Origin of the sequence: Methylorubrum extorquens (genome assembly GCF_024169925.1) — a bacterium.
In the GTDB taxonomy this organism is placed as follows: Bacteria; Pseudomonadota; Alphaproteobacteria; order Rhizobiales; family Beijerinckiaceae; genus Methylobacterium; species Methylobacterium extorquens_A.
In genome coordinates this window covers 2672786-2684122 of the sequence record NZ_JALJXF010000001.1, presented here as the reverse complement: position 1 = coordinate 2684122, position 11337 = coordinate 2672786, and the positions used below count along the sequence as shown (strand labels likewise).

General features: G+C 70.5%; 10 protein-coding genes. 5 read left to right on the top strand and 5 right to left on the bottom strand.

What is annotated here, in order from left to right:
• Positions 1 to 113: 113 nt before the first annotated feature.
• Positions 114 to 1547 carry a glutamate synthase subunit beta gene (locus J2W78_RS12635; RefSeq protein WP_253370931.1) on the top strand — a complete coding sequence of 478 codons (1434 nt, stop codon included), beginning with the start codon at positions 114 to 116 and terminating at the stop codon, positions 1545 to 1547.
• Positions 1548 to 1625: 78 nt separating this feature from the next.
• On the opposite strand, the gene J2W78_RS12630 is transcribed toward J2W78_RS12635, so the two are convergent.
• Positions 1626 to 2573: an MBL fold metallo-hydrolase gene (locus tag J2W78_RS12630; RefSeq protein WP_253370929.1), complete on the bottom strand. Its 948-nt coding sequence runs from the start codon at positions 2571 to 2573 to the stop codon at positions 1626 to 1628.
• A 178-nt stretch (positions 2574 to 2751) separates the two neighbouring features.
• Here J2W78_RS12630 and J2W78_RS12625 point away from each other — a divergent pair, with 178 nt between their 5' ends.
• Positions 2752 to 4092 carry a sensor histidine kinase gene (locus J2W78_RS12625; RefSeq protein ID WP_253370927.1) on the top strand — a complete coding sequence of 447 codons (1341 nt, stop codon included), beginning with the start codon at positions 2752 to 2754 and terminating at the stop codon, positions 4090 to 4092.
• Between the two features lie 8 nt (positions 4093 to 4100).
• Entirely contained in the window at positions 4101 to 4760 is a 660-nt protein-coding gene (locus tag J2W78_RS12620; protein ID WP_253370925.1) for a response regulator, read from the top strand.
• 24 nt (positions 4761 to 4784) lie between these two features.
• On the opposite strand, the gene J2W78_RS12615 is transcribed toward J2W78_RS12620, so the two are convergent.
• The 3 genes from J2W78_RS12615 to galE all read right to left on the bottom strand — a co-directional run bounded on the left by J2W78_RS12615 (position 4785) and on the right by galE (position 8481).
• Positions 4785 to 6230 carry an SGNH/GDSL hydrolase family protein gene (locus J2W78_RS12615; RefSeq protein ID WP_253370923.1) on the bottom strand — a complete coding sequence of 482 codons (1446 nt, stop codon included), beginning with the start codon at positions 6228 to 6230 and terminating at the stop codon, positions 4785 to 4787.
• An 80-nt stretch (positions 6231 to 6310) separates the two neighbouring features.
• Positions 6311 to 7492 (bottom strand): lytic murein transglycosylase, encoded by a 1182-nt coding sequence (locus J2W78_RS12610; RefSeq protein ID WP_253370921.1) that lies wholly within the window; start codon positions 7490 to 7492, stop codon positions 6311 to 6313.
• Positions 7489 to 8481, bottom strand: a complete 993-nt coding sequence (gene galE / locus J2W78_RS12605; protein WP_253370919.1) for a UDP-glucose 4-epimerase GalE — start codon at positions 8479 to 8481, stop codon at positions 7489 to 7491. Before galE ends, J2W78_RS12610 begins: the two co-directional genes overlap by 4 nt.
• A 174-nt stretch (positions 8482 to 8655) precedes the next feature.
• Here galE and galU point away from each other — a divergent pair, with 174 nt between their 5' ends.
• Entirely contained in the window at positions 8656 to 9522 is an 867-nt protein-coding gene (gene galU / locus J2W78_RS12600; RefSeq protein ID WP_253370917.1) for a UTP--glucose-1-phosphate uridylyltransferase GalU, read from the top strand.
• Between the two features lie 241 nt (positions 9523 to 9763).
• On the opposite strand, the gene J2W78_RS12595 is transcribed toward galU, so the two are convergent.
• The gene (locus tag J2W78_RS12595) at positions 9764 to 10660 is read right to left on the bottom strand and encodes an N-formylglutamate amidohydrolase (protein ID WP_253370915.1); all 897 of its coding nucleotides are present in this window, start codon (positions 10658 to 10660) and stop codon (positions 9764 to 9766) included.
• Between the two features lie 309 nt (positions 10661 to 10969).
• On the opposite strand from J2W78_RS12595, the gene cpdR reads away from it, so the two are divergent.
• On the top strand, positions 10970 to 11326 hold the full coding sequence (cpdR, locus tag J2W78_RS12590; protein WP_003603128.1) for a cell cycle two-component system response regulator CpdR: 357 nt from the start codon (positions 10970 to 10972) through the stop codon (positions 11324 to 11326).
• Positions 11327 to 11337: the final 11 nt, after the last annotated feature.

Below are 11337 nucleotides of genomic sequence, written 5' to 3'. Positions count from 1 at the left end.
TCAAGGCGGGCCATACCGGTCGGCGGCAGGACGCCGCCGACCGGTTCACAGTGATGCCGGGCAGACGGCAAGGCCGCGTGATCGAGAGATCCGCGCCTGCGAAGGACTGATCGATGGGCAAGGTCACCGGGTTTCTCGAATTCGACCGGCAGGAGCAGAAGTATCAGCTCGCCGCCGACCGCGTGCGGCACTTCCGCGAATTCACGCTGCCGCTCGACGAGCACGACCTGTCCAAACAGGCCGCGCGCTGCATGGATTGCGGCATCCCGTTCTGCCACGGGCCGACCGGCTGCCCTGTCCACAACCAGATCCCGGACTGGAACGACCTCGTCTACCAGTCGGACTGGGAGGAGGCCGCGCGCAACCTCCACTCCACCAACAACTTCCCCGAATTCACCGGCCGCATCTGCCCCGCGCCCTGCGAGGAAGCCTGCACCCTGAACCTCGAGAACCAGCCGGTCGCCATCAAGACGATCGAGCAGGCGATCGCGGACCGTGCCTGGAACATGGGCTGGGTGAAGCCCGAGCCCTCGGCGAACCGCACCGGCAAGCGCGTGGCGGTGATCGGCTCCGGCCCGGCCGGCATGGCGGCGGCTCAGCAGCTCGCCCGCGTCGGCCACGATGTCCACGTCTACGAGCGCGAGCCCAAGGCCGGCGGCCTGCTGCGCTACGGCATCCCCGACTTCAAGATGGAGAAGCGCCACATCGACCGGCGCGTGAAGCAGATGGAAGCCGAGGGCGTCGTCTTCCACTACAAGGCCAATATCGGGGTCAACGTCCCCTTGGAGGACCTGACGAGCCAGTTCGACGCCGTGCTGTTCTGCGGTGGCGCCGAGGATCCGCGCAACCCGCAGCTTCCGGGCCAGGAACTCGACGGCGTGCACTACGCCATGCCCTTCCTCGTGCAGTCGAACCGCCGGGTCGGCGCCGAGCCGATGCCGGGCAACGGCGAGTTGCCGATCCTGGCCGCTGGCAAGAACGTCGTCGTCATCGGCGGCGGCGACACGGCCTCGGATTGCGTCGGCACCTCGTTCCGCCAGGGCGCGCTCTCGGTGACGCAGCTCGACATCCGCCCGCGCCCGCCGGAGCGCGAGGACAAGCTGACGGTATGGCCCTATTGGCCGACCAAGATGCGCACCTCGTCGAGCCAGGCGGAGGGCGCCGAGCGCGAGTTCCAGGCCGCGACCCTGCGCCTGGAGGGCAACCGCAAGGGTCAACTCACCGGCGTGGTCTGCGCCCGCGTCGATGAGCGGCGCCAGCCGATCGAGGGCAGCGAGTTCGTGCTGCCGGCCGACCTCGTCTTCATGGCGATCGGCTTCGCCGGCTCGGTGCAGAAGGGTCTGGTCGCGGAATCGGGCGTGGCCGTCGACAAGCGCGGCAACATCACCGCCAACGATCAGGACTACCTGACCTCGAACCCGAAGATCTACGTCGCGGGCGATATGCGCCGCGGCCAGTCCCTGGTGGTCTGGGCGATCCGCGAGGGCCGTCAGGCCGCCCGCTCGATCGACGAGGCGCTGATGGGCGCGACCGTCCTGCCGCGGTAAGCGGCGTCGCATCGGACGAGACACGAACAATCGGGGCCATCGCCGCTGGCGGTGGCCCTTTTCGTTTGATCCGAAGGATCACCGGGATAAACCGTCGGCGCCCCCGCCCTCACGGACTTCCCAGCGGTAGCCCGCTCCCTCGCGCGTGATCCGGCCTCGGTTCGCAAGGTGCATCCCGGCGACATCCAGCCCCTCGCTGGCAGCTCGGTCGAAGATGCGGCGGCGGGTGGTGATCGCTTCCGCTGGATCGGCATCCCAGACCACGGTCCAGTCCGGATGCGGCACCTGCAACAGGCGGGAGTGGAGGGTGTCGCCCCAGATCAGAAGCCGCTCGGGTCCGTCCTCGATCAGCACGCCCGCATGGCCGGGGGTGTGCCCCGGCAGCGGCAGGAACGAGACGCCGGGGGCGAGGTCGGCCCCGCCGGAGACGCGGCGCACCCGGCCGGCATAGGCGGCCAGCACAGCCTGCGCCGTGTGGAAGAACAGGCCCATCGCGGAGGGCGCACGGGAACGCGCACCGGAATCCGACCAGTAGGCGGCCTCGCGCTCCTGAAGCACCAGTTCGGCGTTGGCGAAGCGGGCGCGGCCATCGCCTGTCAGCAGGCCGCCCGCATGGTCGGCGTGGAGGTGGGTCAGCCATACGGTTTCGATCTGGTCGGGCCGCAACCCTTCCGCCGCGAGAGCCGCCGTCACCCGGTCGAAGCCCGGCCCGAAGACCGTTCCGCAGCCGGCATCGAGCAATCCGTGCCATGCGCCGCGCCGGATCAGGAACGCGTTGACCGGTTCCGGCGAGGGCCCTTTCGGCGGCAAGCCGGCCTGGGCGAGCAGGGCACCTCCGGCCTCGCTGTCGGCGCCGGGGATCATGGCGGGCTCGAGCGGAAAGAGGCCGTCGCGAAGCGGCGTGACGGTGAAGGCGCCGACGCGATAAGCGGGGACGGAGGCCGCTGCCCGCGACTCGGGAAACCGAAGGATCGGGAGGCAAGCGCCCGCGGCGAGGACGGATCGACGGGTCGGCAAAGGGAGCATCGGCGGCAATCCGGGTGAGGGGAAGGGCGATCGAAATGCTGCGCCGCCTCGTCACCGCCGCCCAGGGAATGGCTCCCGCTTCCACGCGGGCATTTTTCCCGACATCCCTCCGTTCCCCTTGCGCCCTGGGCAGCGGCCGGTGCCATCTTGGGCGACGCTCCGCTTCACGGTCGCCCCGATGAGCCTGCCCGCGCATCTCGCCCTGCGCCTTCTGATCGTGACCCTGCTCTGTCTGGCGGGCGCCATCGCCTTGACCCTTTGGGACGCGCGCGGCGTCCTGCGCGGCGAGGCGGCCGTGTCGGCGGAGCGGATCGCCGCAGCGCTTGCCCGGCAACCGGGGCTCGGCAGCGTTGGGCCGGCGGCGCTGCCGGTCGGCGAGCCTCAGGCCGAGCCGGCAGTCCTGATGGTGTTGCCGGGCATCTGCGCCGAGATCCGCCTCGGCAGCGAAGTACCTCGGCGGATCTGCGGCGATTGGGACGGACTCGGCACGGCCCCGGCCTGGGTCACGGCTGCCCTTTCGGCCAGAGCCCTCGGAGATCCGGCCGTCCGCGAGATCGTCTATCGCGGACGCCGTCTCGGAACCGTCGCGGCTTGGCCCGATCCCGGCGCGGCCGCGGGCCGGGCGTGGCGGCAGGTGCGGTTCGCGGGCGGCCTCGCCCTCTCGCTCGCCGGAGCGACGGCGCTGCTCGGCTGGCTCGCCGCCGCCGGCCTCGTCGCGCCCGCGGGACGGATCGTGCGCCACCTGGACGGCTTCGATGCCGGCGCGTCCCGTCCGCCCCTGCCGCGCTTCAGGGCGGCGGAGTTCGACCGGATCGCCACCGCCCTCGACGCGCTCGCCGGGCGGCTTGCCCGAACCGAAAGCGAGCGGACCGCGCTGATGCAGCGGCTCGTGCAAGTGCAGGAAGACGAGCGGCAGAGCCTCGCCCGTGACCTGCACGACGCGTTCGGCCAATGCCTCGCCGCCGCTGGGGCGCTTGCAGCCTCAATCGAGGCCGGCGCGCCGACGGACCGCGCGGATCTGCGCGCCGATGCGCGGGGCATCGAGGCGGTCGTCGCCTCCATGCGCGAGAGCCTGCGCGGCGCCCTGGCCCAACTTGAACTCCCCGACTTTGCCGGGATCGGCTTGGGCGACGGTATCCGTGGCCTCGTCTCCGACTGGCGGGCGCGGCTACGGGCCGGGCCGAGTTTGCACCTCGATGCGGAGGGCGACTGGTCGGGCCTATCCGACGAGGCGTCGGCGAGCCTCTATCGGATCACGCAGGAATTGCTGACCAACGCCCTGCGGCACGGGCGGCCGAGCCGCATCTTCCTGCGACTTCAGCGCACCGGCACCGGGGGCGGGATCGTCACGCTGACCGTGGACGACGACGGCGGAGGTGACGCCGCCCGCGCGACAAGTGCCTCCGGCCGCGGACTTCCCGGCATCCGCGCCCGGCTCGCCGCCCTCGGCGGCCAACTCTCGCTTACCGGGAACGGCAACGGCATCCGCGCCCGCGTCACCGTTCCGGTTCACGGTTGAGGCGGGCGATGACGACCATCCTCCTCGTCGATGACCATCCCGTCGTACGGGAGGGCTATCGGCGCCTGTTCGAACGGCAGCCGGGTTTCGCGGTCGTGGCCGAAGCCGCCACCGCGGCGGAGGCCTACCGCCTCTACAAGGCGCAGAGGCCGGACCTCGTGATCCTCGACCTGTCGCTGCCGGGGCCGAGCGGCATCGAGGCGATCCGGCATATCCGGCAATGGGACGGCGCGGCCCGCATCCTCGTCTTCAGCATGCGCACCGGCGCCGCCATCGCGCGTCAAGCCTTCGCGGCGGGGGCCAGCGGCTATGTCAGCAAGGCGAGCGCCCCACGCGAATTGCTGGAAGCGGCTGCGGGCGTGCTGCGCGGAGCGCGGGCCATGAGCGCCGACATCGCCCTGGCGATCGCGCAGGACGAGGTGGCCGGCGGGCGCAGCAGCCTCGACGAACTCAGCCCGCGCGAGGTCGAGATCCTCGGCATGACGGCGGCGGGTGCGACGGCGCAGAGCATCGCCGAGGCGCTGTGCCTCAGCCTCAAGACGGTCCAGAACAATCTCTCGCTGATCCGGGCCAAGCTGGGCGCCCGCACGGACGCCCATCTGGTCTGGATCGCCGTCGGCGCCGGGCTCGTGGCAACCCCGCACGGCCCACCTGCCGCCGAAAGCTGATCCATCGCGGTAAGGCGAAGGGCCTTACCCCGGCGGCCAGCGGAAATCGTCCGCTCGGCCCGGCTGGGGCAGGGGGGCGGCGCCGCGCTGCAGGCTGCGCTCGCGGGTGCCGGTGGCATCCCCCTCCTGCGGACGTGCGGTAAGGAGCGTCCCGCCCGGCGAGGTCTCGGTGCGGCCGAGCGGCACCACCGGCCCCGCCGCGGGCTTGACCGGCAGGCTCGGGATACCCGGCGGCTCGGGCAGGCTCGGCAGCATCGCGGTGATCTTGCGATCGATCGCCGCCGTGTCGTCGACGCCCAATCCGGCACCGCCCTCGCCGGGCGTGGCGGCGATCGCGGCGGCGGGCTGCTCGGAGGGCAGGCCGCCCTTCTCCCCCATCAGGCGCTTCAGCTCCACGTCGGCGAAGTGGGCGACCTTGCGCGCGCCGGCGGCGGTGAAGTGGATCCCGTCCGAGGTGCGCAGCCGCGCCTCCTGGCCATCCACGTCGGGCCCCGAAGCGGTGAAGCGGTTGCGGTCGTCCACGAAGCCCTGCCAGACCTCGGCATAGGATTGGCCGGCCCGTTGCACCCGCTCGCGCACGAGATCGTTGATGGCGGCGAAGTCGCGGCTCAGGCTCTCGCTGCGGACCGGCGGCAGGCCGACCCAGATCAGCGGCACCTTGTGCTCGGCAAACACCCTCGCGACCTCATCGACCCGCGCGGCGTAGATCTCGCGCCACTTGTCGGACAGGGCCTCGACGCTCTGGTCGCCCTCGCGGATCGCCTGCCGGTCGTTCAAGCCGACCATCATCAGGGCGTAGGAGACTTTGGGCGTGGTCTTGAGAAAATCCTCGGCCGCCTTGGCCCAATCCACCAGATCCTTGCGCACGAGGCCGCTATCGGCCTTCGAGCGGTCGAGCACGGCGACCTCGGCATTGTCGGAGAACGCGTCATCGACGCCCTTGGCGAGGTAGCCCGCGAGCGAGTCGCCGAACACGGCGATCTGCGTCGTCGGCGCCGCCTTCGGCACCTTGGCCTTGGGCTGCGCCACCGCGGGGGCGGGGCTCGGCCGGCGGCGCCGGGCGGCCCGCTCCTCGTCCGAGCGGCCGGCCGTGGCGGGGGCGGCGGCGGGCGCACGCGGGCGCGACGGCCGGGCATAGCCCGGCGGCGCCTGCGGCGGCGGGGTCGGCTGGGCGCGCGGCTGGTCCTCCCACGGCCAGTAGAACTGGCGCGGTGCCTCCTGTGGCGGGGCGGCCCGGCGGGCGGGGGCCCGGCCATAGCCGTACTCGTCGGCATAGGCGCCACGGGCCCGGCGCCGCGGCGGCGCGGCGTAGGGATCGGCCGCGGGCGCGTCGTAGCTGTCGCCCCATTGTGCCGCCGCCGGCTGCGGCAGGACGGACCACGCCGCCGTGAGCCAGAGGGCGGCGAGGAGAAGGCCGAGGATCGCAGGGGAGCGCGGGAACGCGGTGCGATCGGTCGGGCGGCGTTGCATGCGCGAAGCCTCGATCGAAGGGGAGGGGCCGGAAGACCGACCCGAAGTCCCGACAGGATAACGCGAGGAAGCCGGCGCGTCTAAGGCCGTCCCTCCAGACGCTCCAGAAGGGCGGGCCGGGCGTAGCCATCGGCGGGCAGGCCTTCGCGGATCTGGTACTGCCGCACCGCCTCGCGCAGCTTCGGGCCGGCGCGTCCATCCTGTTCGCCGGCATAGAGCCCCTGAGCGGCGAGCCCCGCCTGGAGACGCTTGAGGCCCGGCCCGTCGAGGCGGGCGGCGCCGTTGGGCCAGGGCGCGGCAAGTGCCGGGCCGCCGGCCAGCCGGTCGGCGAGGTGGCCCACCGCCAGCGCGTAGGAATCGCTGGTGTTGTAGCCGCGGATCACCTCGAAATTGTCGGTGATGAGGAAGACCGGGCTCCCGAGCCCGCCCGGCAGGAACAGGCTGGCCTCGCCACCCGTCGGCAGGGGCTTGCCGTCGGTGCGGCGCACCCCACGGGCGGCGAAGTCGGCGAGCGGGCCGCGGGAGCGGGTCAGGTCGAAATCCTTCGGCAGGCTGACCTCGTAGCCCCAGGACAGGCCGGGCTTCCAGCCGAGCGATTGCAGGTAATGCGCGATGGAGGCCAGGGAATCGGCCTCGGAGCGCCAGATGTCGCGCCGCCCGTCGCCGTCGAAATCGACCGCCTCCCGCAGGTAGACCGAGGGCAGGAACTGCACCTGCCCCATGGCACCGGCCCAGGAGCCGACCATCCGCGCCGGCTCGATGTCGCCGTTCTCGAGGATCTGGAGGGCGGCCAGCAGCTCGTCGCGAAACAGGCTGCCACGGTGGCGGGCGTGGGCGAGGCTCGCCAGCGCGCGGATCGTCGGCAGGGCGCCGGCGCTGGCACCGAAATCCGACTCGACTCCCCAGAAGGCCAACACGACCGAGCGCGGCACGCCGGTCTTCGCTTCGATGGCGGCGAGGGTGGCGGCGAGGCGCTTCCCCTGCGCCTGGCCCCTGGCGATGCGGGTACCCGAGACCGCGCCGACGAGGTAGTCCCAGACCGGCCGGCTGAACTCGCTCTGGCGGCGGGTGCGGGCAACCACGTCCGGGTCCGGCCCTTGCACGCCGGCAAACGCCGCCTCGAAGGTCTTTTGCGAGACGCCGCGGGCCGTGGCGTCGGGGCGCAGGGACGCGACGAAGGCGGAGAAGTCGCCGTCCTGCGCCTGGGCCGCCCCCCCCAACAGCGCGAGCGCGAGGATGAGGGCGGCGCGGGGCGCTCTCACCGCCGGTTCCGCTTCGCCAGGGTGTCCTCCCAGGCGAGCGCCTGGGCGACGATGGCGTCGAGGTCGTCGTGCTTCGGGGTCCAGCCGAGTTCGTTGCGGATGCGGTCGGCGCCCGCGATGATCTGGGCGGGGTCACCGGCACGGCGGGGCGACAGCCGCACCTCGAAGTCGCGGCCGGAGATGCGCTTGACCACCTCCACGACCTCCAGAACCGAGTAGCCCCGGCCGTAGCCGCAATTGACGGTCAGGCTGTCGCCACCGCCGCGCAGGTGGTCGAGCACGACCATGTGGGCCTGGGCCAGATCCGAAACCTGGATGTAGTCGCGCAGGCAGGAGCCGTCGCGGGTGGGATAGTCGGTGCCGAACACCTCCAGATGCGTGCGCTGGCCGAGGGCCGCCTGCGTCGCGGCCTTGATGAGATGGGTGGCGGCCGGCATCGATTGCCCGGAACGCCCGCGCGGATCGGCCCCGGCCACGTTGAAGTAGCGCAGCACCCCGTAGGTGAAGCCGTGCGCGGCGGCGGCGTCCGCCAGCATCCACTCGCTCATCAGCTTCGAGCGGCCGTAGGGGTTGATCGGGTTCGTTGCCAGGGACTCGGGCACCGGCACGATCTCGGGCTCGCCGTAGACGGCCGCCGTCGAGGAGAAGATGAAGTGCCGCACGTTCGTGCGCGCGGCCGTCTCGATCAGCGCGCGGGTCTTCACGGTGTTGGCGAGGTAGTAGCCCAGCGGGTCGGAGACCGATTCCGGCACGACGATCTTGGCCGCGAAATGCGCGACCGCGTCGATCTGGTGTCGCAGGATCGTCTCGGTCACGAGGGCTTGATCGGCGACATCGCCGACGACGAGACGCACTTCCGGAGGCAGGGCCCAGTCGTAACCGGTCGAGAGATCGTCGAGGACCACCACCTCCTCATGCCCGGCATCGACAAGCGCGAGCACCATGTGGCTGCCGATATAGCCGGCGCCGCCCGTGACCAGAACCGCCATCGCCTACCCCCGATCCGTCTTCTGCCACCCGGCAGCGCAGGTTTCCGCCATGTTTAATGACGAAATCCTGCCAATCCCAACCCAAGCGGGGCTGTTAGCGGCCGCCTGCGTGCTATTTGATCCCCTGTCGATCAGGGCTCGCCCCGACAAACGCCAAAAAACGGGTCCCGCCACATGAAACGAATTCGCAAGGCCGTCCTTCCCGTCGCGGGCCTCGGCACGCGCTTCCTGCCGGCCACCAAGGCCGTGCCGAAGGAGATGCTCACCGTCGTCGACCGCCCGGTCGTCCAGCACGTCGTCGACGAGGCGCGCGAGGCCGGCATCGAGCACTTCATCTTCGTCACCGGCCGCGGTAAGGCGGTGATCGAAGACCATTTCGACATCGCGTTCGAATTGGACCACACACTGCAGGAGCGCGGCAAGCAGGCGGCCTACGAAGAGTTGAAGAAGGACCTGCCCAAGGCCGGCCAGACCAGCTTCACCCGGCAACAGGCGCCGCTCGGCCTCGGCCATGCCGTGTGGTGCGCTCGCGAGATCGTCGGCGACGAGCCCTTCGCCGTGCTGCTGCCCGACATGCTAAGCCGCGGCTGCATGGGCCAGATGCTCAAGGCCTACGAGCAGCATGGCGGCAACGTCATCGCCGTGGAGGAGGTGAAGCCCGAGGAGACGCATCAGTACGGCATCGTCGCCGTCGGCGAGACCTTCGGCCAGACCTTCGAGATCACCGGCATGGTCGAGAAGCCCAAGCCCGGCACCGCGCCTTCGAACTACATCATCTCCGGCCGCTACATCCTCCAGCCCGAGATCTTCTCGATCCTGGAGCGGGGCGAGACCGGTGCCGGCGGCGAGATTCAGCTCACCGACGCGATGATCCGGCTGGCCGAGCAGCAGAGGTTCTACGGGATGCGCTACGACGGGCGCACCTACGACACCGGGTCCAAGATCGGCTTCCTCACCGCCAACCTCGCCTACGGCCTGGAGCGGCCGGAACTGGCCGATGCGCTGAAAGCGGAAATCCGCACGTTGCTCGGCGAGGCCTGATCCGGTTCCATACGCACGCGTCGGGCAGATATGCGCGGCGCACATGTGAAAACGTTATCGTCGCTCTTGCGATTTGTGCAGCGCGATGCGATTTGTGCATTGCGAGATCGCGATGGCGTCGCGGTCCCGCAGCCCTTCTTGGGCGTTTCCTCCCTAGACTTCGGGCCGTCCTTCGGGGCGGCCTTTTTTTGTCTAAAGCGTGCAGCCCGAAGGACCGGATGCAGCACCCCGGTCCGAGGGCTTACTCGGCCGCGATGCGGTGGGACGGCAGCTCGACCGTCTCGAGGGCGACGCCAGCAATGACCTCGGCGAGATGGTCCGCCAGCGTCGCGAAGCCGGCCGTCAGCGCCAGCGACTGCTCGTTCATGTAGAGCGCCCGGTTGATCTCGATCTGGAGCGCGTGCCGCCCGAGACCGGGCTCGCCGTAATGCTCGGTGATGAAGCCGCCGGCATAGGGCTTGTTGCGCACCACCTTGTAGCCCAGAGCCCGCAGCCGGCTCTCGAACCCATCGACCAGCGAGGGCTGGCAGGCCGTGCCGAAGCGGTCGCCGAGCACGAAGTCGGCCTGGGCGCTCTCGTCGCGCCCGAGGCTCGAGGACGGCATCGAGTGGCAATCGATCAGGAACGACCGGCCGAAGGTCCGCGCCGTGCGGTGGATTAGGCCGCGCAGGGTCCGGTGATACGGCTTGTAGAGCGACTCGATGCGCCGCACCGCCTCCTCCACCGGCAGCCGCTCCCGGTAGATCTCCTGACCGTCGGCGACGATGCGCGGCACCGTGCCCAGGCCTCCGGCCACCCGCATCGAGCGGGTGTTGGCGAAGGAGGGCAGGCGGCCGGCGAACATCCGGGGGTCGAGTTCGTAGGGCTCGCGGTTCACGTCGAGATAAGCGCGGGGGAAGTTCGCCCGCATCAGGGGCGCGCCGAGGCCGACGACCGCAGCGAACAGCCGGTCGACATGGGCATCCTCCGAGCGGCGCAGGGCCAGCGCGTCGAGCCGGGAGGAGGCAAGGAAGGAGGCGGGGTAATGCGCGCCGGAATGAGGCGTGTTGAACACGAAGGGAATCGCGTGCTGCGCCGGCTCGTCCACGGCGAAGGGTGGATCGAACGCCTCGGGGCCGTCTGGCTGTGATGGGCTCATCGAGACGCGGGGGCCTGAGCGTGGCACGGAAGGGACATCACGCCACTTTGCGGCGACGCGCCGGCCCTGTCCACCATGCGCCGCACAGAGCGGGGAGGGGAGCGGAACAGCGCCCTGCGATTGTCGGGTGCGTCGCGACACCGGTCGCGTTTAACGCTCTGTTTACCAAGCCGACGCTTTATGAAATGAACACCCACCGAGCATCTCTCGCAAAGCGCCGGCCGCGCTGTCATGCCCACAAGCGGCATGGTAGCGACCGGGCGTTATCCTGAGACACTCCAAGGCGCATGGGCACCGGGACGCCGTTCGATGAAGATCCTGCTCGCGGAAGACGACAACGACATGCGCCGGTTTCTGGCCAAGGCGCTCCAGAACGCCGGCTATGACGTGCTGTCCTTCGATAACGGCCTGTCCGCCTACAATCGCCTGCGCGAGGAGCCGTTCGAGCTTCTCCTGACCGACATCGTCATGCCGGAGATGGACGGCATCGAGCTGGCGCGCCGCGCCACCGAGCTCGATCCCGACATCAAGGTGATGTTCATCACGGGTTTCGCCGCCGTGGCGCTGAATCCGGATTCAAAGGCGCCGAAGGATGCGAAGGTGCTCTCGAAGCCCTTCCACCTGCGCGACCTCGTCAACGAGGTCGAGAAGCTGCTGGCCGCCTAAGGGCCGCCTGA